Annotated in this window: 23 protein-coding genes and 1 tRNA gene; 8 read left to right on the top strand and 16 right to left on the bottom strand. The window is 62.5% G+C overall.

The annotated features are described in order from the left end of the window. Nucleotides 1-59 precede the first annotated feature (59 nt). Nucleotides 60-1,463, bottom strand: a complete 1,404-nt coding sequence (locus NKI39_RS16520) for an L-serine ammonia-lyase (RefSeq protein WP_352833067.1) — start codon at nt 1,461-1,463, stop codon at nt 60-62. A gap of 170 nt (nt 1,464-1,633) precedes the next feature. On the opposite strand from NKI39_RS16520, the gene NKI39_RS16525 reads away from it, so the two are divergent. After that, complete coding sequence (locus tag NKI39_RS16525; RefSeq protein ID WP_352682826.1) at nt 1,634-2,389, top strand: DUF599 domain-containing protein; 756 nt, start codon at nt 1,634-1,636, stop codon at nt 2,387-2,389. Here NKI39_RS16525 and NKI39_RS16530 read toward each other — a convergent pair. From NKI39_RS16530 to NKI39_RS16555, 6 genes are all read right to left on the bottom strand, one after another. Then, entirely contained in the window at nt 2,326-3,135 is an 810-nt protein-coding gene (locus tag NKI39_RS16530; RefSeq protein WP_352682828.1) for a YdcF family protein, read from the bottom strand. The genes NKI39_RS16525 and NKI39_RS16530 overlap by 64 nt on opposite strands. 27 nt (nt 3,136-3,162) lie before the next feature. Next, nucleotides 3,163-4,728 carry an amidase gene (locus NKI39_RS16535; RefSeq protein WP_352682830.1) on the bottom strand — a complete coding sequence of 522 codons (1,566 nt, stop codon included), beginning with the start codon at nt 4,726-4,728 and terminating at the stop codon, nt 3,163-3,165. Further along, entirely contained in the window at nt 4,728-5,186 is a 459-nt protein-coding gene (locus tag NKI39_RS16540) for a GNAT family N-acetyltransferase (RefSeq protein WP_352502374.1), read from the bottom strand. The genes NKI39_RS16535 and NKI39_RS16540 overlap by 1 nt, the downstream gene beginning before the upstream one ends. 7 nt (nt 5,187-5,193) lie before the next feature. Then, the gene (gene gatC / locus NKI39_RS16545) at nt 5,194-5,481 is read right to left on the bottom strand and encodes an Asp-tRNA(Asn)/Glu-tRNA(Gln) amidotransferase subunit GatC (protein WP_023674910.1); all 288 of its coding nucleotides are present in this window, start codon (nt 5,479-5,481) and stop codon (nt 5,194-5,196) included. A 76-nt stretch (nt 5,482-5,557) separates the two neighbouring features. Then, nucleotides 5,558-5,974 carry a hypothetical protein gene (locus NKI39_RS16550; protein ID WP_352471669.1) on the bottom strand — a complete coding sequence of 139 codons (417 nt, stop codon included), beginning with the start codon at nt 5,972-5,974 and terminating at the stop codon, nt 5,558-5,560. Nucleotides 5,975-5,998: 24 nt separating this feature from the next. Further along, nucleotides 5,999-6,706, bottom strand: a complete 708-nt coding sequence (locus tag NKI39_RS16555; protein WP_352471670.1) for a metal-dependent hydrolase — start codon at nt 6,704-6,706, stop codon at nt 5,999-6,001. A gap of 116 nt (nt 6,707-6,822) precedes the next feature. Here NKI39_RS16555 and ruvX point away from each other — a divergent pair, with 116 nt between their 5' ends. After that, entirely contained in the window at nt 6,823-7,308 is a 486-nt protein-coding gene (gene ruvX, locus NKI39_RS16560) for a Holliday junction resolvase RuvX (RefSeq protein WP_352833069.1), read from the top strand. On the opposite strand, the gene NKI39_RS16565 is transcribed toward ruvX, so the two are convergent. From NKI39_RS16565 to NKI39_RS16575, 3 genes are all read right to left on the bottom strand, one after another. Then, nucleotides 7,275-7,586: a DUF6105 family protein gene (locus NKI39_RS16565; RefSeq protein WP_352471672.1), complete on the bottom strand. Its 312-nt coding sequence runs from the start codon at nt 7,584-7,586 to the stop codon at nt 7,275-7,277. The genes ruvX and NKI39_RS16565 overlap by 34 nt on opposite strands. Continuing rightward, nucleotides 7,586-8,140, bottom strand: a complete 555-nt coding sequence (locus tag NKI39_RS16570) for a hypothetical protein (protein WP_352471674.1) — start codon at nt 8,138-8,140, stop codon at nt 7,586-7,588. Before NKI39_RS16570 ends, NKI39_RS16565 begins: the two co-directional genes overlap by 1 nt. Nucleotides 8,141-8,299: 159 nt before the next feature. Then, on the bottom strand, nt 8,300-9,928 hold the full coding sequence (locus NKI39_RS16575) for a DNA alkylation response protein (RefSeq protein WP_352471675.1): 1,629 nt from the start codon (nt 9,926-9,928) through the stop codon (nt 8,300-8,302). Nucleotides 9,929-10,083: 155 nt separating this feature from the next. On the opposite strand from NKI39_RS16575, the gene NKI39_RS16580 reads away from it, so the two are divergent. From NKI39_RS16580 to NKI39_RS16600, 5 genes are read left to right on the top strand one after another with little or no spacing between them, the layout of a single operon-like run. Continuing rightward, entirely contained in the window at nt 10,084-11,046 is a 963-nt protein-coding gene (locus NKI39_RS16580; protein ID WP_352448791.1) for an aspartate carbamoyltransferase catalytic subunit, read from the top strand. Next, the gene (locus NKI39_RS16585; RefSeq protein WP_352540579.1) at nt 11,046-12,332 is read left to right on the top strand and encodes a dihydroorotase; all 1,287 of its coding nucleotides are present in this window, start codon (nt 11,046-11,048) and stop codon (nt 12,330-12,332) included. The genes NKI39_RS16580 and NKI39_RS16585 overlap by 1 nt, the downstream gene beginning before the upstream one ends. Before the next feature lie 58 nt (nt 12,333-12,390). Beyond that, nucleotides 12,391-12,978: a glycerol-3-phosphate 1-O-acyltransferase PlsY gene (gene plsY / locus NKI39_RS16590; protein ID WP_352833072.1), complete on the top strand. Its 588-nt coding sequence runs from the start codon at nt 12,391-12,393 to the stop codon at nt 12,976-12,978. After that, complete coding sequence (gene dprA, locus NKI39_RS16595; RefSeq protein WP_352833075.1) at nt 12,975-14,099, top strand: DNA-processing protein DprA; 1,125 nt, start codon at nt 12,975-12,977, stop codon at nt 14,097-14,099. The genes plsY and dprA overlap by 4 nt, the downstream gene beginning before the upstream one ends. Before the next feature lie 46 nt (nt 14,100-14,145). After that, nucleotides 14,146-14,541, top strand: coding sequence for a hypothetical protein (locus NKI39_RS16600; protein ID WP_352833078.1), 396 nt, complete (start codon nt 14,146-14,148; stop codon nt 14,539-14,541). Between the two features lie 88 nt (nt 14,542-14,629). On the opposite strand, the gene NKI39_RS16605 is transcribed toward NKI39_RS16600, so the two are convergent. Then, nucleotides 14,630-14,705: transfer RNA gene (locus tag NKI39_RS16605), tRNA-Lys, on the bottom strand. A 307-nt stretch (nt 14,706-15,012) separates the two neighbouring features. Between NKI39_RS16605 and NKI39_RS16610 the strand changes: the two genes are divergently transcribed. Then, nucleotides 15,013-15,486, top strand: coding sequence for a BA14K family protein (locus tag NKI39_RS16610; protein WP_352833081.1), 474 nt, complete (start codon nt 15,013-15,015; stop codon nt 15,484-15,486). Between the two features lie 78 nt (nt 15,487-15,564). Here NKI39_RS16610 and glpK read toward each other — a convergent pair whose 3' ends face one another. The 5 genes from glpK to NKI39_RS16635 form a co-directional block, all read right to left on the bottom strand. After that, complete coding sequence (glpK, locus tag NKI39_RS16615; RefSeq protein ID WP_352833084.1) at nt 15,565-17,058, bottom strand: glycerol kinase GlpK; 1,494 nt, start codon at nt 17,056-17,058, stop codon at nt 15,565-15,567. 145 nt (nt 17,059-17,203) lie between these two features. After that, nucleotides 17,204-18,931 (bottom strand): ABC transporter substrate-binding protein, encoded by a 1,728-nt coding sequence (locus tag NKI39_RS16620; RefSeq protein ID WP_352471681.1) that lies wholly within the window; start codon nt 18,929-18,931, stop codon nt 17,204-17,206. Between the two features lie 78 nt (nt 18,932-19,009). Beyond that, complete coding sequence (locus tag NKI39_RS16625) at nt 19,010-19,276, bottom strand: DUF2160 domain-containing protein (protein WP_352471796.1); 267 nt, start codon at nt 19,274-19,276, stop codon at nt 19,010-19,012. A 173-nt stretch (nt 19,277-19,449) separates the two neighbouring features. Beyond that, the gene (locus NKI39_RS16630; protein ID WP_352448784.1) at nt 19,450-20,364 is read right to left on the bottom strand and encodes a carbohydrate ABC transporter permease; all 915 of its coding nucleotides are present in this window, start codon (nt 20,362-20,364) and stop codon (nt 19,450-19,452) included. A gap of 1 nt (nt 20,365) precedes the next feature. Continuing rightward, a complete protein-coding gene (locus NKI39_RS16635; protein WP_023674893.1) occupies nt 20,366-21,232 on the bottom strand; it encodes a carbohydrate ABC transporter permease in 867 nt (288 codons plus the stop codon).

Raw genomic sequence — 21,232 nt, forward strand, 5'->3', positions numbered from 1 at the left:
ACGCGTCAACGGTCTGATCGACTTCTCCACAGTGGTGGTCCATGCCGCCAGATTGGCGCTCAGCACTCCACGACATTGACGGCCAATCCGCCAAGGCTGGTTTCTTTGTACTTTTCGTTCATGTCGAGGCCGGTCTGGCGCATCGTCTCGATCGCGGCATCGAGCGGCACGAAATGAACGCCGTCGCCCTTGATGGCCAGCGAAGCGGCGGTCACCGCCTTGACGGCACCAAGCGCGTTGCGCTCGATACACGGCACCTGCACCAGGCCGCCGACCGGATCGCAGGTCATGCCGAGATGATGTTCCAGCGCGATCTCGGCAGCATTCTCGACCTGCTCGGGCGTGCCGCCCATGACGGCGCACAATCCCGCCGCAGCCATTGCCGAAGCCGAACCGACCTCGCCCTGGCAGCCGACTTCCGCCCCCGAGATCGAAGCATTGGTTTTGATGATGCCGCCGACGGCCGCCGCCGTCAGCAGGAAATCGCGGATGCTGGGCTGGTCGGCTTCGGGATGGAAATGCAACCAGTAGCGCAGCACTGCGGGCAGAGTGCCGGCCGCCCCATTGGTTGGCGCGGTGACGACACGGCCGCCGGCAGCGTTCTCCTCATTGACCGCCATCGCATAGATCGACAGCCAGTCGTTGGCGAGCAGCGGGTTAGGCCGGTTCTGCTGCCATTGCTCCTGCAGCTTGTCGTGCAGCATCCGGGCACGGCGGCGCACCTTGAGTCCGCCCGGCATGATGCCGTCTTGCGACAGGCCGCGCTCGATGCAGCCCTTCATGGCGCTCCAGATGCCGTCGAGGCCGGCGTCGAGCTCCCCGCGCGACATCTGTGTCTCCTCGTTGACGCGCTTCATCTCGGCAATGGAAAGCCCGCTTTTCGCTGCCATGGACAGCATTTCGACGGCGTTCCTGAACGGATACGGAACCTTCTTGCCTTCGGTTGTCGCCGAGCCCCTCGCTTTCATCCGCTGCAGTTCTTCCTCGGACACTACGAAGCCGCCGCCAATCGAATAGTAGACGCGCCTCAGCAGCAACCGGTCGCCGGCATCATGGGCAGAGAACGCCATGCCGTTGGCGTGACCCGGCAGCGGCGTCTTGCGATCCAGCACCAGATCCGTTGCCGGGTCGAAACGGTAGGACGGATGGCCGGGCGGCGAAATCCGTTTCTCGGCGGCGATGCCAGCGACGATGCCGTCTGCTAGGTCGGGATCCACCGTCTGCGGCGTCTGGCCCGCGAGGCCGAGCACCACGGCTCGGTCGGAGCCATGGCCGATGCCGGTGTAGGCGAGCGAGCCATGCAGGCTGGCAGCGATCCGGTCGATCTTGGCGCCGGCCGGGCGCGGCCAGTCGTCTCCCGCAATCTCGTCGAGAAACCGCCGCGCAGCCGTCATCGGCCCCATCGTGTGCGAACTCGATGGGCCGATGCCGATCTTGAACAAGTCGAAAACCGAAAGGAACACGTGGGTGTTTTCTCCTGGGACCCTGTTGAGGTCTACATATAGGAATTCCCATGATGTTTTCCGCTGTTTTGAAGATTGCGGCGCTGCGCCTGCCGACCTTGTTTGCTCCGGCAGCGACATTCCAACTTCGGCCATCGAAGCATTACTGCCGCCTGTGGTAAAAGCAACGCATGAGCGATTCCTTTCACCTATCGACGGCCGACCTTGCGGCGCTGGGGTTCTTCCTTACCGCGTGGGTGCTGCATACGCTCGCCGCCGATGGAATGCTGGTCAGCCGCATGTCGCTGACGAGGGCTATGAACACGCAGCGCGAGGCCTGGATGCAGACCATGGCCGAACGCGAGATCCGCATCGTCGACACCGCTATCATGAGCGGGCTGCAACAGGGGACCGCCTTCTTTGCCTCCAGTTCGCTGATTGCGATCGGCGGCTGTTTTGCCCTGCTCGGCGCCTCCGATCAGGTTCTGACCGTGCTGAGCGACCTGCCGTTTGGCGCCACGTCCTCACGCGCAGCCTTCCAGACGAAGGTGCTCGGGCTGGTGCTGATCCTGGCCTTTTCCTTCTTCAAATTCGGCTGGGCTTACCGGCTGTTCAACTATTGCTCGATCCTGATCGGCGCCGTGCCGATTCCGCACGGCGAGGCGTCGCGCAATCCGGTCACCGAAACGGCGGTGTGGCGTGCCGCGCGCATGAACATGTTGGCCGGAAAGCATTTCAATTCGGGCCTGCGCGGCGTGTTCTTCTCGATTGGCTATCTTGGCTGGTTCGTCGATCCCGCGGTGTTCGTCCTGTCGACGCTGCTGCTCCTGGCGGTGCTGGTGCGCCGCCAGTTTTTCTCGGCGGCGCGGCAGGCGGTGCTCGGTCAGCCGCCCGGCCCAACATCCGGCGCCGGAAAAGGCCGGTCTATCCGGCCCGACAGCCAGTAGGCAATCAGCCCGATCCATTCACGGGTCGCGATGGTTGTGGTCTGCAGTGCTTCGTTGGCATCCGTGCGGAACAGGCCGATGCCTTCCCTGCCGGAGGTGCGGTAGTCGACCGGCCACGGAACCGTCGCAAAACCGGCTTTGTCGAACAGCGCCTTGGCGCGTGGCATGTGGAAGGCCGAGGTCACCAGCAGCCAGGTCTCGCCCGGCTTTGGCGTGATCAGTTGTTTGGTGAAGACCGCATTCTCGTAGGTGTTGCGTGATTTGCCCTCAAGGATCAGCCGATCGGCCGTCACGCCGAGCGCAGTGAACAGGCGTGGAGCTGTCGCCGCATCGCCCTCGTCTTCGCGGACCATTGCAATGGGGCCACCTGAAATGACGACCTTAGCTGTCGGAAAACGCAGTGCCAGCACCGCTGCCTCGACCATTCGATCGCCACTGGCGTTGAGTTCATAGCCGCTGCGGACGAAGTTGATGGCGCTCTCCATACCGCCGCCGAGCACAATGATTCCGTCAACTCGTTCCGGCAGGGCTGGCCTAGGGAAACGCTCCTCGAGCGGATTAAGCATCACTGCGCCGAGCGAGGTCCACGCCGAGAGTCCAAGGACAAGGAATGCCAGCACGCTGCCGGTGGCAAACAGCCTCTTGCGCCCGACCAATGCCGCAAGCAATCCAGCCAGCAGCAGGATGATCGCGAGATTAAGCGGCTGGACGAAGAGCCACAGAACCTTGGAGACATAGAAGAACATCCCTCACCCCTCAGATGAGAAACGATCCTACCACCATTTTTCCGGCTGAAATGTGCCGGCCGCCTGTTCGATGACGTGGGCGGTCTGGAACAGCGTCTCCTCGTCGAAAGGCCGGCCGATCAGCTGCAGGCCGAGCGGCAGCCCCTTGGCGTCGAGCCCGGCTGGAACCGCTATGCCGGGCAAGCCGGCCATGTTCACCGTCACCGTAAAAATGTCATTGAGATACATCTTGACCGGGTCGGCGGCCATGTCCTCGTCGGCGATGCCGAAGGCAGCGGAAGGCGTTGCCGGCGTCAGGATGACGTCGACGCCTGCTGCAAACACATTTTCGAAGTCACGCTTGATCAGGGTTCGAACCTTCTGCGCCTGCAGATAGTAGGCATCGTAGTAGCCGGCGGAAAGCACATAGGTGCCGATCATGATGCGGCGCTTGACCTCCCGCCCGAAGCCGGCGGCGCGGGTCTTTTCATACATGTCGACAATGTCCTTGCCGGGCACGCGCAAGCCATAGCGGACGCCATCGTAACGGGCGAGGTTGGACGAGGCTTCGGCCGGCGCCACGATGTAATAGGCCGGCAGCGCATATTTTGTGTGCGGCAGCGAGATATCGACGATCTCGGCGCCGGCATCCCGCAGCCAGGCAATGCCTTTCTGCCACAGCGCCTCGATCTCCGCGGGCATGTCGTCGACACGATATTCCTTTGGGATGCCGACCTTCATGCCTTTGATCGGGCGGCCGATCGCCGCCTCGTAGTCCGGCACCGGCAGGTCGACGGACGTCGTGTCCTTCGGGTCGACCGAAGCCATCGACTTCAACAGGATCGCGGCATCGCGGACGTCGCGCGCGATCGGCCCGGCCTGGTCGAGCGAAGAGGCGAAAGCAACGATCCCCCAGCGCGAGCAGCGGCCGTAGGTCGGCTTGATGCCGACCGTGCCGGTGAAGGCGGCGGGCTGGCGGATCGAGCCGCCGGTGTCGGTCGCGGTAGCGCCGGCGCACAGGAAGGCCGAGACGGCTGACGCCGAGCCTCCGGACGAACCGCCCGGCACCAGTTGGGCATTGTCCAACGTGCGCGCGGTCCTGGTGCCGCCCGCCGAAACGAAGCCGCCCTCGCCCTGATGTGTCGTCGGCATCACCACCGTGTCGAGGCGCGAACGCCGCCACGGGTTGATGACCGGCCCGTAATGCGAGGTCTCGTTGGACGAGCCCATGGCGAACTCGTCCATGTTGAGCTTGCCGAGCATGACGGCACCATCCGCCCACAGATTGGCGGTGACCGTCGATTCGTAGCACGGCTTGAAGCCGTCCAGCACATGGCTGCAGGCCTGGGTGTGGACGCCTTCGGTGCCGAACAGATCCTTGATGCCGAGCGGGATACCCTCAAGCGACCCGCCCTCGCCCTTGGCCAGTTTCGCGTCGGAGGTCTTGGCCATGTCGCGCGCCTTGTCGTCGGTGACCACGACGTAGGCATTGAGCGCCGGATTGGCTCGCTCGACCGCCGATAGATAAGCCTCGGTGATTTCGGTGGCGGTGATCTCCCTGGAGCGCAATTTGGCGCGGGCCTGCGAAATCGTCAGCTGGGTAAGGTCGCTCATCAGGCAAGGCTCTTTTCGTAAAACACCGACCACTCGGAATCGGGATAATCCAGTACCGGGCCGCAGCGCGAAAAACCGGCGCGTTCGTAGACGGTCCAGGCGGCGGGATGACGGTCGCCCGTCTCCAGCACCAGACGCTTAAGCCCTTCTTGGCGCGCCAGCGCCTCGATACGCTCGACAATCTTCGCGCCGATCTTGTGGCCGCGATGCGACGGTCGCGTATACATGCGCTTGACCTCGCCTACGACAGCATCGTGGCGCTTCAGTGCGCCGCACCCGATGGCAAGGCCGTTGTCGCGGGCGATGAAGACGGTCGTGTTGCGGTCCGCCATCTGCTCGACCGTCAAGTGGTAGCAATGCTCTGGCGGCGTCAGCTCCAGCAATGTGGCGTTGAGCTCCTCGATCAGCCCACGCACATCGTCCTGCAGCGGCGTCTCAGCCGCGATGTCGATTGCCATCGGCCTGCTACTCCACGACCTTCGGCACAAGGAAGAAATTTTCTTCGGTCGCCGGTGCATTGGCGACGATGTCGGCTGCCTTGCCGCCGTCGGTGACGACGTCCTGGCGCTTTTTCATTGCCATCGGCGTGACCGAGGTCATCGGCTCGACGCCGGAAACATCGACCTCGTTCAACTGCTCGACAAAGCCCAAAATGGCGTTCAATTCGCCGGTCATGCGCTCTGCATCCTCCTCGCTCACCGCAATACGGGCAAGATGCGCGACGCGCTTCACAGTTTTTATATCAACGGACATGTTTGTGCCTCGGGGAAAACCAGCGCTATAGCGGCGCGGCGCGTGCCACGCAACATGCATCGTGCCTTCAACTGCCCTATGGCATCGCCACGCCGTCGCAGAGGAAATAACTGCCGCCGTTGCCGCTCTGCTCGCCTTCGTCGGCGGCAGGCCGAACCGATACCAGGTCGATCTGCTTCGGGCTCATCTGTGTCAGTGAGAGAACATCGGGAAAGACGTAGCCCGGCTCCTGGCATATAGCGGTCACCGCCCAGCTCGGTGAGCGTGTCGCTTTGGTGATCTGCAGGAATTCACAATTATATTCGATGCTTTCCAGGCCATTTGCCGACAGCACGATATTGCCGCCCTCGATCACCGTCTGCAGCGTATCCTTTTTGGCCTGCGCGCAGAGGTCCTCCGATTGCAGATAGACGCCCTCGATGAAATTTTCCGCGGCCAGCGTCGGCGACGCGGCAACCAGCATTGAAATGCAAAGAGAATTTCTCAAGCGCATCGTATCGTTCCGGACCGGCTTTCTTTACAGCGTAATCGTCTCGCCGATCTTCGGCAACGCAACTTTCACACCCGATCCATCCAGCCCGGCCACGAATTTGTCGGCGGTCTGATCGATCATCGGAAATGTGCCGAAGTGAGCGGGAACGACCGTCTCGAACTTGAAGAAACGCTGGCAGGCAAGGGCTGCTACCGCGCCACCCATGGTGAAGCGGTCGCCGATCGGCACGATGCCGATCTTCGGTTCGTGCAACTCGTTGATCAGCGCCATGTCGGAAAAAATGTCGGTGTCGCCCATATGATAAAGCGTCTTGTCCTCGGGAAAGTGCAGGACGAGCCCGCCCGGATTGCCGAGATAGGTATTCTGGCCACCCTCGCCCGGAAAGGACGATGAATGCAGAGCCTGAACGAAGGTGGTGGTGAAGCCGCCGCAATCGACGGTGCCGCCGATATTGCCGGGATTGATCTGCTTGTCACCGACACCCTTGCCGACCAGGTACATGCAAATCTCGAAATTGGCGACCAGCATCGCGCCGCTCTTCTTGAGCACTTCGACGGCGCCGCTGATGTGGTCACTGTGGCCATGGGTGAGCAACACGTGCGTGATCCCTTCGGCCGGCCCTTCCCAGCCGCCCGCCCATGACGGATTGCCGACCAGATAGGGGTCGATGAGGATTTTCGCGCCTTCGATTTCGATTCTGAATGCCGAATGTCCGTACCAGGTCAGTTTCATCAATGCTTTCCTCGATTTTTGCTTCGGTAGAGGATAGAACGCCGACGGCGAAATTAAAGTGCCGCGCACGCTTTGCGCGTATAGGACGTGCGGCGTCGCGGTCAAAGGAAAAGCCGTTGGGCATCATCACCATCGAGGAGTTGCCGGCCCGGCTGGGCGGCGGCAAGACCCTGGCCGGTCTCGACCTTGGCGACAAAACGATCGGCGTGGCGGTTTCGGACCGCGGCTTGTCGTTCGCGCACCCGCGCCCCGTCATCATGCGCAAGAAATTCTCGCTCGATGCCGCAGTGCTGCTCGCCCTGTTGCAGAAGGAGAATGCCGGCGCCGTGGCAATCGGCCTCCCCATCAACATGGACGGCTCGGAAGGCCCGCGCGCCCAAAAATCCCGCGCTTTCGTCCGCAACATGGCTGGATTGACCGATCTGCCGTTCGTCTTTTGGGACGAAAGGCTGTCGACGGTGGCGGCCGAGCGAACACTGATCGAGATGGATTTTTCCCGCAAGAAACGCGCCGGCAAGATCGATTCAGCGGCGGCCGCTTTCATCCTCCAGGGCGTTCTCGACCGGCTTCAGGCGCTCGGCGTCGATGCCTGGTCGAAATAGCGGTTGCGCATCGCCGTGATCCAGCCACCAATCGTCTTGCGGCGGCGAAATGCCCAGAACGCCACCAGCAGCACGCCGTCGAATACGCAAGCTTTCGCCACCATGCCCGGAATGAGCGCCGGATCGACGCCGAGCATCTGTCCATAGAGCTGGAAGACGAGATCGTGTAATTGGCGGCTCAGCATGACATAGCCGAAATTGATGTCGTTGAGCGACAGAAAGAACCAGCCCCAAAACAAGAGGAGCGGAGCCGCCCACAGCGCGAACAAGGTGCGCATCAGCGGTCATCCCTCGAATCCAGCCGGCCGGAAATGCGGGCAAGCGAGGAATTATGCGCCGCTGCCTTGGCCATGACATGCGCGGCCGCTCGGATTTCGCCGGTCCCTGGAGCTGCCGCGGCAACGGTCGACCGCCGCTCCGCGAGCACCGCGACATAGGACGCCAGAAGTGCCGCCAATTGCACCGCGACAATCATGAACAGCCCATTGATACCTTGCGCGGCGCCGCCGATGACGATCAGCGACAGCACGCCTAAGGCGGAAATGAAGGCGATTCGCATGACGCTGTCGGCGGGATCCGGGTTGGTCGTGTCGCTGGTCAGTGCTTCAACAAAGGCCCAGCAGAACAGCACCGCGACGACAAGCAGTGCCACGGCGAGCGGCGCCACGACGACGGCGTTTTCGAGATCGGCAAATCGAGTGTTCTGGACGGGAACGCCCAGTACGCCAAGGGCCGTCGCCACGCCTCGATTCCCGTCGATGCAAATGAACGCCAGCAGGGCGAAAACGGCCGCCCAATGCAATGCCAGAAAAGAGCTCAGAATATGCCGCATGACGCTCCTGCTTCGCAGGGCAAAGCCGCTCAAGCTGAACAATCCTTGCCTTAACCATAACACTGGGCTTTGCCACCGGCCGCCGCAATGGAAACCATTCGTTAAGGTTAACGGCCATCCACAGGCTCGCGAGAGCGGCAGCGAATTGGGCGACGGCCCTTAGTTGATCGGCGGGTAGAGCGTATCGATGATCATGCGCGCATCATGGCGGGAATCGATCATGCCATAGGTATTGCGCCACTGGCCGGCGAGGCGCGTTTCGACGAAGGCGTCGGCGATCCGCCCTGCCCCCAACCTGCGAAGCTCTGCCGCCGCCGCCGACAATGCCAATTGCTCGGTCAAGAGCCGCGCCGAGCCCTCGTCGGTTGCAGCGACCTGCATTGCCGCTTTGAGCACGCCGACGGTGCCGCGTCCGCCGGCGCCGAGATCGCGGTCGATGCCGGCCAGCACGTCATCGAACAGGCCGGGTGCACGCCCCAGCACACGTAGCACGTCGAGCGCCATGACGTTGCCGGATCCCTCCCATATCGCGTTGACCGGAGCTTCGCGATAGTAGCGGGCGAGCGGCCCCTCCTCGACATAGCCATTGCCGCCGAGGCACTCCATCGCTTCATAGAGCAGCGGCGGCGCAATCTTGCAGACCCAGTATTTGACGACCGGCGTCATGGCGCGCGCGAAGGCCGCCTCGCCGCGGTCGCCGGCCGCCTCGTCGAAGGAGCGCGCCAGCCGGAACGACAGCGCAGTAGCGGCGGCAACGTCGAGCGCCATATCGGCCAGCACCCGCTGCATCAGCGGCTGCTCGACCAGATTGGTTCCGAACACCTTGCGGTGGCGCGTGTGGTGGACGGCCTCGGCCAGTCCGGCCCGCATGATCGCCGATGAGGCGACGGCACAGTCGAGCCGCGTCAGGGTCACCATGTCCATGATCGTCTTCACGCCCGCGCCGGGCTCGCCGACCATCTCGCCGATGGCATTGACGAATTCCACCTCCGACGAGGCATTGGATCGGTTGCCGAGTTTGTCCTTCAGCCGTTGAAAACGGAAGCCGTTGCCGGATCCGTCGCCGAGCAGGCGGGGAACGAGAAAGCACGACAGTCCCTCCGGCACCTGTCCGAGCACCAGGAAGGCATCCGACATCGGCGCCGACATGAACCATTTGTGGCCGGTCAGGCGATAAAACCCGCTGCCGGCGCGCTCGGCCCTGGTGACGTTGGCACGGACATCGGTGCCGCCTTGCTTCTCGGTCATGCCCATGCCGAGCGTCAGCCCGGCTTTTTCGACCGGAGGCTTCTGGCTTTGATCGTATTTGCGCGTCGTCACCCGAGGCGCCCATTCGCGAAACAGCTTCGGGCTGGCCATCAGCGCTGCCAGCGAAGCGCTGGTCATGGTGATCGGGCAGAGATGTCCGGTCTCGAGCTCAGCCGTGAGGTAAAAGCGTGCAGCGCGCACCTGGTGGCGCCGGCCGATCTCGGCGTCGCCATTCTCCCAGACCGACGAATGCAGCCCGTTGGCAACAGAGCGGCGCATGAGCGCGTGATAGGCGGGATGGAACTCGACCTGGTCGATGCGCCGGCCCTGGCGGTCATGGGTCCTGAGCTTCGGCATCTCGACATTGGCAAGACGGGCCAGTTCCTGCGCCTCATGGGTCAGAACGAACCGGCCAAGCCCGTCGAGGTCCTTGCGCACCGGATCGGAAAAGCGCTCGGCAAGCTGGATCAGCAACGGATCGCCCCGCCAGGCGTTGCCGCCGGCCAGCGGCGGCGGCTGGTTGGTCACGTCGTCAGTCACGCTTCGTCCTTATCACCTGAAGGCTGCGAATCCAAAGCCAAGGCGGTTTATAGCCTATGGCCAGCGGCGCGCGACGAAAATACCGGGGAGAACCAATCCAATCCCAAGCCGGTGCTTGCAGCCGCGGAGCCTCCCCCCTATAGCAGCGACTTGAGATGACCGACGCATCGTCCCTGCCGCTTTATCCCCACCGCCATCTTCTGGGCATCCGCGATCTTTCCCCTGCCGACATCGAGCTTCTGCTCGACCGGGCGGACAGGGCCGTTGCCATCTCGCGGCAGTCGGACAAGAAGACATCGACGCTGCGCGGCCGCACCCAGATCAATCTCTTCTACGAAGCCTCGACCCGTACGCAATCGTCATTCGAGCTGGCCGGCAAACGGCTCGGCGCCGACGTCATGAACATGTCCGTAGCGAGTTCGTCGGTGAAAAAGGGCGAGACGCTGATCGATACGGCGATGACGCTGAATGCCATGCGTCCCGACATATTGATCATCCGCCATCAATCGGCCGGCGCGGCAGCACTTCTTGCCCAAAAAGTCGGCTGTTCGGTGGTCAATGCCGGCGACGGCGCCCATGAGCACCCTACCCAGGCGCTGCTCGACGCACTGACCATCCGCCGCGTCAAGGGTCCGTTGTCGAAGCTGATCGTGGCGATCTGCGGCGACATCCTGCATTCGCGCGTGGCCCGCTCCAACATCATCCTGCTCAACGCGCTTGGTGCCCAGGTCAGGGTCGTCGCCCCTTCGACGCTTTTGCCCGCCGGCATCGAGAAGATGGGCGTCATCGTCACACGTTCCATGGCCGAGGGTCTGAAGGACGCCGACGTGGTAATGATGCTGCGCCTGCAGCGCGAACGCATGGAAGGCGCTTTCGTACCGTCGGTGCGCGAATATTTCCGCTATTTCGGCCTCGACGCGGAGAAGCTGAAGGCGGCCAAGGACGGTGCGCTGGTCATGCATCCCGGCCCGATGAACCGCGGCGTCGAGATCGCCTCCGAGATCGCCGACGGCCCGCAAAGCGTTATCCAGGAACAGGTTGAGATGGGCGTCGCCGTGCGCATGGCGGTTATGGAAGCGCTGCTCGACCCCCGTCGAAATCACGAGGGCCGCGCCTGATGAGCATTACGGTCTTCCGCCGGGCCCACATCGTCGACCCGTCGCGCGGCATCGATGAGGTCGGCACCGTCATCGTTGAAGGCCGCAAAATCGTTGCCGCCGGCAAGGCGGCCTTGAACCAGGGCGCGCCCGACGGCGCCACCATCATCGACTGCGCCGGCAAGACTATCATCCCCGGATTGATCGACGCGCGCGTCTTCATCGGCGAACCCGGCGGCGAACACCGGGAGACCATTGCTTCGGCGAGCATCGCTGCGGCGGCCGGCGGCGTCACCTCAATCGTCATGATGCCCGATACCGACCCGGTGATCGACAATGTCGCACTGGTCGAGTTCGTGCTGCGCACCGCCAAGGACACCGCAATCGTCAACATCTTGCCGGCAGCAGCGATCACCAAGGGGCTGGAAGGCCGCGAGATGACCGAATTCGGCCTGCTGCGCGAGGCCGGCGCGGTCGCCTTCACCGATGGCCGGCATTCTATTGCCAGCGCGCTGGTGATGCGCCGCGCGCTGACCTATGCGCGCGATTTCGGTGGCGTCATCGCGCATGAAACCCAAGACGCCGACCTCGCTTCGGCCGGCGTGATGAACGAAGGCCTTTACGCAAGCTGGCTTGGCCTTGCCGGCATTCCGCGCGAAGCCGAATCGATCCCCTTGGAGCGCGATCTCGCGTTGGCTCGCCTGACCGGCGGCGCCTATCACGCTGCCAAGATTTCGACGGCTATGGCGGCAAGCGCGGTAGCACGCGCGAAAGCCGATGGCGCCAATGTCACATCAGGCGTGTCGATCCACAATCTGTCGCTCAACGAGAATGATGTCGGCGAGTACCGCACCTTCTTCCGGCTGACGCCGCCGCTGCGCGCCGAGGAAGACCGGCTGGCGATGATCGAAGCGATCAAGGACGGCACCATCGATCTCATCGTCTCCTCGCACGACCCGCAGGACGTCGACACCAAGCGCCTTCCCTTTGCCGATGCCGCGGCCGGCGCCATCGGCCTGGAAACGCTGCTAGGCGCAGCGCTGCGGCTCTATCACAATGGCGACGTGACGCTGCTCCGGCTGGTCGAGACACTCTCGACCGCGCCGGCAAGATTGTTCGGCCTGCCCGGCGGCACGCTGAAACCGGGGGCATTGGCCGACCTTTCGCTCGTCGATCTGGACGAGCCATGGGTCGTCAGCGAGAGCGGCATCCGCTCACGCTCGAAAAACACCTGTTTCGAAGGCGCACGACTGCAAGGCAAGGTCTTGCAAACGATGGTGGCGGGCCGCACAGTGTTTTCGGCCTAGGACGAAAACAGGTGTCACGGCTTAAAATCCGCTCAGCCAAGGAAAGTTCGGGGGAACAATGGCTTACAGTCCCGTCTTGGCATTGGTGTTCGGCTATCTTCTCGGCTCGATCCCGTTTGGCCTGCTGATCTCCCGTGCCGCCGGCCTCGGCGACGTGCGCAACATCGGCTCCGGCAACATCGGCGCCACCAATGTGCTGCGCACCGGCAACAAGAGCTTGGCCGCGGCCACGCTTCTGCTCGACGCCCTTAAAGGCACCGCGGCGGTGCTGATCGCAGGCCGCTTTGCGCCCGAGTTCGGACTTTGGGCCGGCTTCGGCGCGTTTTTAGGTCATCTCTTTCCGGTCTGGCTCGGCTTCAAGGGGGGCAAGGGTGTCGCCACTTACCTTGGCGTGCTGATCGGCCTTGCCTGGCAGGCGGCGCTGATCTTCGCCGTCGTCTGGCTGGCGGTGGCCTTCCTGTTCCGCTTCTCCTCGCTTGCGGCACTGACGGCAGCAGTCGTGGTGCCCATGGCGCTGTATTTCCTGAGCACGCCGCAGATTGCCGGGCTTTTCGCGGCGATGAGCCTAATCGTCATCGTAAAGCACCGCGCCAACATTGCGCGGCTGCTTGCCGGCACCGAGGGTAAGATCGGGGCCAAGGAGTGAGCGAGCCCGACGCCGGGCCGCGCCTCAGCGACCGGCAGCGGCTGAGCTGGCTTCGTCTGATCCGCACGCCGAATGTCGGCCCGGCTTCCTTTCGCGACCTGATCAACCGGTTCGGTTCGGCCGAAGCAGCGCTATCGATGCTGCCCGAGCTGATGATTTCGGGTGGCGCCAAAAAAATCGTCCGCATCCCGTCCATTGCCGAGACCGAGGCGGAGCTGGAGACCGCCCGGCGGGCTGGCGCCCGCTTCGTCGGCATCGGCGAAGCGGATTATCCGCCGCTGATGAAAAGCATGGATCATCCGCCGCCGCTGCTCGCGGTCAGGGGCAATAGCGCGGTGTTCCGCTTGCCAGCGGTCGCCATCGTCGGCGCTCGCAACGCATCGCTGGCCGGCATCAAGATGGCGCGGATGCTGGCGGCGGATCTCGGCCGCGACGGCTATGGCATCGTCTCCGGCCTGGCGCGCGGCATCGATACGGCCGCGCACCATGGCAGCCTTGCGACTGGCACAATCGGCGTGCTCGCCGGCGGCCTCGATTTGCCCTACCCGCCCGAAAATGCCGGCCTGTGCGACGAGATCGCCGAGCGCGGCGGCGCCATCATTTCCGAAATGCCGTTTGGCTGGCAGCCACGCGCACAGGATTTTCCGCGCCGCAACCGGCTCGTCGCCGGTGCTGCATTGGGATTGGTGGTGGTCGAGGCCGCACAGCGCTCCGGCTCACTGATCAGCGCCCGGCTTGCCGGCGAGATGGGCCGGCTGGTTTTCGCCGTTCCCGGTTCGCCGCTCGATCCGCGCGCCGCCGGCACCAATGGCCTGCTCAAGGACGGCGCCATCCTTGTCACCGAGGCCGCCGATATCACCAGTGCGATAGCGCCGCTGGTCGGCGGCTGGTCGCCAAGGACATCGCCGCTTGAAGAGCCGCCCGACTTTTCAGCAACACCGCCGCCGCGCGAGGACGACCGCGACCGCGTTGTCGAGGCGCTCGGCCCGACGCCGGTAGCAGTCGACGAGATCATCCGTCACACCGGCCTGCATCCCGCTCAAGTGTTCATGGTGCTGCTGGAGCTCGACCTCGCCGGACGGCTCGAACGCCATCCCGGCGGCAACGTCTCGCTGATCTGACCGAGAGCTTGCGCATGTCACCGCAAGCAATCCCGACGTGATTCCGATGGCCGATCCGAGCAACAAACCAAAGCAGATGCTGTTCACTCGTATGACGGCCCTCGTCTGGTCAGCGCTGAGTGTCATGCTGGCGCTGCAATGGTCGACGGATCTCGGCATGTCGGGTTTTCCCGACGGCTACATAACGCCCTTCGCAAGAGCGACCAGCACGCTTCTGGGCATTCTGACGGCAGCCTGCATGGCCCAGGGTCTCTACTTTTTCCTGGCCGGTGTGTTCGGCAGGAAGGTAAGCGCCGTCGGTCTTTGCCTGCAAATCCTTGCCGCAGCGGTTCTCACCGTGGTGCCAGTGCTTATCTTGAAGGATTGTCCGCATTCACAGCTGTGCAGCAGAGCGTATGAGGCGCTCACCGGCACGATGATGGACGATGGGGCGGGCGGCTAAGGCCACTGCATGCGTTCGGCACGAGGTTGTCACCCATGTCTTAGGTACAATCTGTTACCTATGTCTCCGGGTTGGACAATCTTGATTTTGGTGAGCGCGATGGGATTCGAACCCATGACCTACTGATTAAAAGTCAGTTGCTCTACCGGCTGAGCTACGCGCTCCCGCGGGCTCAGAAAGGCCGCCCTCGAAATTGCGCGGAACATAGGGAGAGTGCCTCTGCCGGTCAACCGGAAAAAGACGGCTCGCAAACCGGACTGTCCTGCAGTGTCATCATGCCTTGCGGAGCGCTTCGGCGTCGACGGAACGGCCTCGTTCTCGCGCAAGACCGAAGCTCGCCCTATGCCGACAAAGGCAAGCAGCAAATCGGAAGAACCTTTGCGGATCAGCAACTTGGGATTTTTGGCGGAACAATTTGCGCAGCCTGTCCGTTTTTCCGCGATAAGGGACTAGCGTTTCAAGGAGAAGACCATGAATAGGATCATGTCGGGCCTGCTGGCGACCACTCTTTCGATCTCATTCGCTGCCGCGGAGATCGTGCCAGTCAACGCTCAGCCCAGCTATGCGCCCCCGGCCCAGGGGCTCACCTCGAATGTCCAGACCGTCCAGTACGAGCCGTGGCGGAGGCACCGGAATTTCAATCGCGATTTCTCGCGTCGCGATTTCCGTCGCAATTTTTCGCGTGACGAAGGCATGTACTGGCGTGGCCATCGCGGCTATCGCGAATATCGTCGCGGCTATCGCCGTCACGGCGATTTCTGGTTCCCGCTGGCTGCGTTTGCTACTGGAGCGCTGATTACCGGCGCGATCGTCAACCAGAATCGTGTCTATCGTGGCGATGCCCACGTGCAGTGGTGCTATGACCGTTATCGGAGCTATCGCGCTTCTGACAACACTTACCAGCCCAACTACGGTCCGCGCCGGCAGTGCCGGTCGCCTTACTGAGTCCCAGATTAGAGGCTGCAAGCCCGCGCCCGCAACGGCGCGGGTTTTTCATTAGTGCGAATCCGGTGGCATCCCTGCCTATTGCGCACTTAGCGTCCTGCGCACAGCGTGGCGCCAACCTGCCAGCTTGGCGGCACGTGTCGAAGCATTCATGTCCGGCTTGAACCGGCGCTCGAGCGCCCAGCTCCTGGCGAATTCCGCGGCCTTCGGCCAGACACCCGCCTTCGAGCCGGCCAGCCAAGCCGCACCGAGTGCTGTCGTCTCGAGAATTGTCGGCCGGTCGACCGGCGCATCGAGAATGTCGGCCAGCCGCTGCATCGTCCAGTCCGACGCCACCATGCCGCCATCGACCCTGAGCACGGTCTTGACCGAGGCGCCTTTCCAGTCCCGGCGCATGGCGTCAAGCAGATCGCGCGTTTGGAACGCAACGGATTCCAGTGCCGCGCGGGCAAATTCCGCCGGCCCCGAATTGCGGGTCAGCCCGAAGATGGCGCCGCGCGCCTCGGCATCCCAGTGCGGTGCGCCGAGCCCGACGAAAGCCGGCACCAGATAGACGTTCTGCGTTGGATCGGCTTCCGCAGCCAATTTGCCGCTCTGCTCGGCCTTGCCGATCACTTTGATGCCGTCCCGCAGCCATTGCACGGCGGCGCCGGCGATAAAGATCGAGCCCTCCAGCGCATAGGTGGTCTTGCCGTTCAGCCTGTAGGCGATGGTGGTCAAAAGCCGGTTCTTAGAACGCACCAGATCGCTTCCGGTGTTGAGCAGCGCAAAGCAGCCGGTGCCGTAGGTCGACTTCATCATGCCTGGCTCGAAACAGGCCTGGCCGATTGCCGCCGCATGCTGGTCGCCGGCCACACCGAGGATTCTGAGCTCCGCACCAAACAGGCTCTTGTCCGTGATTCCAAAATCGTCGGCACAATCTTTCACCTGTGGCAGCATTCTTGCAGGTATGCCAAGAATGGCCAGCAGCTCGTCGTCCCAGGCGTTTTGTTCGATGTTGTAGACCAGCGTGCGCGAGGCGTTGGTGGCGTCAGTGGCGTGGATCTTGCCGCCGGTCAGCCGCCAGATCAAAAAACTGTCGATGGTGCCGGCCAGCAGTTCGCCCTTCTCGGCGCATTTTCTGGCGCCCTTCACCTTGTCCAGCATCCAGGCGATCTTGGTGCCGGAGAAATAGGGATCGAGCAGCAGGCCGGTCTTTTTCGTGAATTTCTTCTCCAGCCCCAGCTTCTTCAGTTTCTGGCATAGCGGCGCGGTGCGACGATCTTGCCAGACAATCGCGTTGTGGATCGGCTTGCCGGTCTGTTTGTCCCAGATGACGACCGTTTCGCGCTGGTTGGTGATGCCGATCGCGGCGACTTCCGCTGCGTTGCGGCCGGCTGTCTTCAGCGCGGCCTTCACCGTTTCCACGACGCTTGCCCATATCTCCTCGGGATCGTGCTCGACCCAGCCGGAGGCCGGATAATATTGGGTGAATTCCTTTTGCCCGCTGCCGACGACCATCATCTTGTCGTCGAACAGGATCGCCCGGCTCGATGTCGTCCCCTGGTCGATTGCAAGGATATATCCGGTCATTCTCTCTCCCGTCGAAGCGAATTCAAGGTGCTGCGATGTCTCGACGCCAGATGGCGCGGAGCCGTTCACGCAAACAGGGGAGACGGCAACATGCCGCCTCCCCTGAGCATGGCGATGCGGGCGCGGACGCCCGCATCAAACGGTCCTATTGCTGCCAGCTCTTCACCAGCTCGTCGTAGTTGATGGTGACCGGCTTTTCCTTCTCGTTCTCGATCTTGAGCTGAGGAGCGAGATTGCCCTTCTTGACCGCGTCCGCATTCCAGTAGGCGAGGTCATGCTCTTCGGCCATCTTCGGGCCAATATCGCCCTGAACGCCCGACTTCTCGATGCGGCTCATCACCTTTTCCTGCTCGGCGCAGAGCGAGTCCATCGCTTCCTGCGCGCTCTTGGCACCCGACGAAGCATCGCCGATCGCCTGCCACCAGAGCTGTGCCAGCTTCGGATAGTCCGGCACGTTGGTGCCGGTCGGCGACCACTGGACGCGCGCTGGCGAGCGGTAGAACTCGATCAGGCCGCCGAGCTTTGGCGCACGTTCGGTGAAGCTCTTGTCGTGGATCGTGCTCTCGCGGATGAAGGTCAGGCCGACATGGCTCTTCTTCACGTCGACCGTCTTCGAGGTGACGAACTGCGCGTAGAGCCAGGCGGCCTTGGCGCGGTCGGTCGGCGTCGACTTCATCAGCGTCCAGGAACCGACGTCCTGATAGCCGAGCTTCATGCCGTCCTTCCAGTAGACGCCATGCGGCGACGGCGCCATGCGCCACTTCGGCGTGCCGTCGTCGTTCAGCACCGCCTTGGCGCTGGCGTCGACCATGCTGGCGGTGAAGGCGGTGTACCAGAAGATCTGCTGGGCAACCGCGCCCTGCGCCGGAACTGGCCCCGATTCGGAGAAGGTCATGCCTTGGGCTTCCGCCGGTGCATAGGCCTTCAGCCAATCGAGGTACTTCTGGATGGCATAGACGGAAGCCGGACCATTGGTGTCGCCGCCGCGCGCCGTGCAGGAACCGACCGGACGCGAATTCTCGTCGACCTTGATGCCCCATTCGTCGACGGGCAGACCGTTCGGAATGCCCTTGTCGCCATTGCCGGCCATCGACAGCCAGGCGTCGGTGAACCGCCAGCCGAGCGACGGGTCCTTCTTGCCATAGTCCATATGGCCGTAGACCTTCTTGCCGTCGATCTCACGCCCGGTGAAGAACTCGGCGATGTCCTCATAGGCCGACCAATTGACCGGCACGCCGAGGTCGTAGCCGTATTTGGCCTTGAAGTCCGCCTTGTTCTTCTCGTCGTTGAACCAGTCGTAACGGAACCAGTAGAGGTTCGCGAACTGCTGGTCGGGAAGCTGGTAGAGCTTCTTGTCGGGCGCGGTGGTGAACGAGGTGCCAATGAAATCCTTCAGGTCGAGATTCGGATTGGTGACATCCTTGCCGTCGCCTGCCATCCAGTCGGTCAGGTTGCGCACCTGCTGGTAGCGCCAGTGCGTGCCGATCAGATCGGAATCGTTGACCCAGCCGTCATAGAGGTTCTGGCCGGTCTGCATCTGGGTCTGGATCTTCTCGACGACGTCGCCTTCCTGGATGACGTCATGCGTAACCTTGATGCCGGTGATGGCCGTAAAGGCCGGCGCCAGCACCTGCGATTCATACTGATGCGTGGCGATGGTTTCGGAAACCACCTTGATATCCATGCCGGCGAAAGGTTTCGCGGCATCGATGAACCATTGCATCTCGGCTTCCTGGTCCGCGCGCGAAAGCGTCGAAAGGGGCCCGATTTCCTTATCGAGGAAGGCCTTGGCCTCGTCCATTCCGGCATAGGCATTGCTTGCCCCGAGCAACAGGACAAGCGCAGTTGTTGATGTCAAGAATTGCCGTCGCATGTATTTCCTCCACTGTTAAAGTTCAAAGTGCGATCTGGATCGGCGGCCGGCACGCCGCCGTTCCAACAGTTTCCCCCTCTATACGTAGCGGAACACGCCGACGGCGTAGACCACGGAGAGAGCGAGAGCCCACCACAGATTGGGTCCGACTAGACCCAGCCAAGCGAGATGGATAAAGGCGCTGCCAAGCAGCGACAGGAACAGGCGGTCGCCGCGCGTCGTTTCGAACCGCAGCACGCCGACGCGCGGATTGCCGCCCGGCGAGACGTATTCCCACAAGGCCATGCCGCAAAGCAGCAGAAAGATGGTTCCAAAGAAGGCCGCGGTCGGCCACGTCCAGGCCATCCACGAAAAATCGAGGTTGGACGAGAGGTTAAAGCCCCACAGGCGGATATTAGCCGGATCGCTGAAGCCTACCGTTATTGCCACGAAATCGATTTGAAGTGCCACCCAGGCCACGACGACCAGGGCGAGAAGCAGCACGGCCCACCACCATGGGCTTCTGTCGACCTGCTCCATCATACCCTCCCCAGGGCAAAGCCCTTGGCGATGTAGTTGCGCACAAACCAGATGACGAGCGCGCCGGGAATCAGCGTCAGCACGCCGGCTGCGGCGAGCAGCCCCCAATCCATGCCGGCGGCCGAAACGGTGCGGGTCATGGTCGCGGCGATCGGCTTGGCATCGGTTGTCGTCAGCGTACGGGCGATCAGCAGCTCGACCCACGAGAACATGAAGCAGAAGAAGCACGCCACGCCGATGCCGCTCGCAATCAGCGGCATGAAGATCTTGATGAAGAAGCGCGGGAACGAATAGCCGTCGATATAGGCGGTCTCGTCGATCTCCTTGGGTACGCCCGACATGAAGCCTTCGAGGATCCACACCGCCAGCGGCACGTTGAACAGGCAATGCGCCAGAGCCACGGCGATGTGGGTGTCGATAAGGCCGAAGGCCGAATAAAGCTGGAAGAATGGCAGCGCGAACACCGCCGGCGGCGCCATGCGGTTGGTCAGCAGCCAGAAGAACAGATGCTTGTCGCCGAGGAAGCGATAGCGCGAAAAGGCATAGGCAGCAGGCAGTGCCGCAGCCACCGAAATCACCATGTTCATAACCACATAGGTGATCGAGTTGATGTAGCCCGAATACCAGGACGCGTCGGTGAAGATGGTGCGGTAATTCGCCAATGTCGGTGCGTGCGGGTAGAGCGTCAGCGACGAGACGATCTCGCCATTGGTCTTGAAGCTCATATTGATGAGCCAGTAGATCGGCAAAAGCAGAACGATGATGTAGAGCGTCGGCACGATCCACCACCAACGCGACTCCTCGCCGCGACGGCGCATCAGCCGTGCGATCTCGTCCTGCCGTAGCGTGCTGGCGAGCCCTTCCGAAGCTGTCGTCTCGCTCACCCTATCGGCTCTCTCTTCGGTGCGGCTCATCTCAACGCTCCGCGTCGTAATTGGTCATCACGGTGTAGAACACCCATGACAACAACAGGACGATAAGGAAGTAGACCAGCGACATCGCCGCCGCCGGGCCGAGGTCGAACTGGCCGAGCGCGGTCTTGACGAGATCGATCGAAAGAAAGGTCGTCGAGTTGCCGGGTCCGCCGCCGGTCACCACGAACGGTTCGGTGTAGATCATGAAGCTATCCATGAAGCGCAGCAGCACGGCGATCAGCAGCACGCGGTTCATCTTCGGCAGCTGGATGTAGCGGAACACCGCCCAGCGCGAGGCACCGTCGATCTTGGCCGCCTGATAAAAGGCATCCGGGATCGAGACCAGGCCGGCGTAGCAGAGCAGAACGACGAGGCTGGTCCAATGCCAGACGTCCATGATGATGACCGTGACCCAGGCGTCGTATGGGTCTTGCACATAATTATAGTCGATGCCGAGCGCGTTGACGTAATAACCGAGCAGGCCAATGTCGTTGCGCCCGAACACCTGCCAGATGGTGCCGACGACGTTCCACGGGATCAGCAGCGGCAACGCCATCAAAACAAGGCAAACAGGCACGCCCCAACCCTTCTTCGGCATATTGAGCGCAATGAAGATGCCGAGCGGCACTTCGATCGCCAGGATGATGAAGGAGAAGACAAGGTTGCGGATCATCGCCTGCCAAAAGCGGCTGGAGGAAAGCAGTTCCTCGAACCATTCCGTGCCGGCCCAGAAGAAGACGTTATTGCCGAAAGTGTCCTGCACCGAATAATTGACGACCGTCATCAGCGGTATGACCGCCGAGAACGCCACCAGCAGCAGCACCGGCAGCACCAGGAACCAGGCTCTGTTGTTCCAGGTCTTTTCCAC

Source organism: Mesorhizobium sp. M0664 (assembly GCF_040320565.1).
Lineage (GTDB): Bacteria > Pseudomonadota > Alphaproteobacteria > Rhizobiales > Rhizobiaceae > Mesorhizobium.

Bases quoted from the DNA above. Each gene is read 5' to 3' on its own strand.
- NKI39_RS16525 (WP_352682826.1), top strand. From the start codon at position 1,634: ATGAGCGATTCCTTTCACCTATCGACGGCCGACCTTGCGGCGCTGGGG.
- NKI39_RS16530 (WP_352682828.1), bottom strand. From the start codon at position 3,135: ATGTTCTTCTATGTCTCCAAGGTTCTGTGGCTCTTCGTCCAGCCGCTT.
- NKI39_RS16535 (WP_352682830.1), bottom strand. From the start codon at position 4,728: ATGAGCGACCTTACCCAGCTGACGATTTCGCAGGCCCGCGCCAAATTG.
- NKI39_RS16540 (WP_352502374.1), bottom strand. From the start codon at position 5,186: ATGGCAATCGACATCGCGGCTGAGACGCCGCTGCAGGACGATGTGCGT.
- gatC (WP_023674910.1), bottom strand. From the start codon at position 5,481: ATGTCCGTTGATATAAAAACTGTGAAGCGCGTCGCGCATCTTGCCCGT.
- NKI39_RS16550 (WP_352471669.1), bottom strand. From the start codon at position 5,974: ATGCGCTTGAGAAATTCTCTTTGCATTTCAATGCTGGTTGCCGCGTCG.
- NKI39_RS16555 (WP_352471670.1), bottom strand. From the start codon at position 6,706: ATGAAACTGACCTGGTACGGACATTCGGCATTCAGAATCGAAATCGAA.
- NKI39_RS16565 (WP_352471672.1), bottom strand. From the start codon at position 7,586: ATGCGCACCTTGTTCGCGCTGTGGGCGGCTCCGCTCCTCTTGTTTTGG.
- NKI39_RS16570 (WP_352471674.1), bottom strand. From the start codon at position 8,140: ATGCGGCATATTCTGAGCTCTTTTCTGGCATTGCATTGGGCGGCCGTT.
- NKI39_RS16580 (WP_352448791.1), top strand. From the start codon at position 10,084: ATGACCGACGCATCGTCCCTGCCGCTTTATCCCCACCGCCATCTTCTG.
- NKI39_RS16585 (WP_352540579.1), top strand. From the start codon at position 11,046: ATGAGCATTACGGTCTTCCGCCGGGCCCACATCGTCGACCCGTCGCGC.
- plsY (WP_352833072.1), top strand. From the start codon at position 12,391: ATGGCTTACAGTCCCGTCTTGGCATTGGTGTTCGGCTATCTTCTCGGC.
- NKI39_RS16600 (WP_352833078.1), top strand. From the start codon at position 14,146: ATGGCCGATCCGAGCAACAAACCAAAGCAGATGCTGTTCACTCGTATG.
- NKI39_RS16610 (WP_352833081.1), top strand. From the start codon at position 15,013: ATGAATAGGATCATGTCGGGCCTGCTGGCGACCACTCTTTCGATCTCA.
- glpK (WP_352833084.1), bottom strand. From the start codon at position 17,058: ATGACCGGATATATCCTTGCAATCGACCAGGGGACGACATCGAGCCGG.
- NKI39_RS16620 (WP_352471681.1), bottom strand. From the start codon at position 18,931: ATGCGACGGCAATTCTTGACATCAACAACTGCGCTTGTCCTGTTGCTC.
- NKI39_RS16625 (WP_352471796.1), bottom strand. From the start codon at position 19,276: ATGGCCTGGACGTGGCCGACCGCGGCCTTCTTTGGAACCATCTTTCTG.
- NKI39_RS16630 (WP_352448784.1), bottom strand. From the start codon at position 20,364: ATGAGCCGCACCGAAGAGAGAGCCGATAGGGTGAGCGAGACGACAGCT.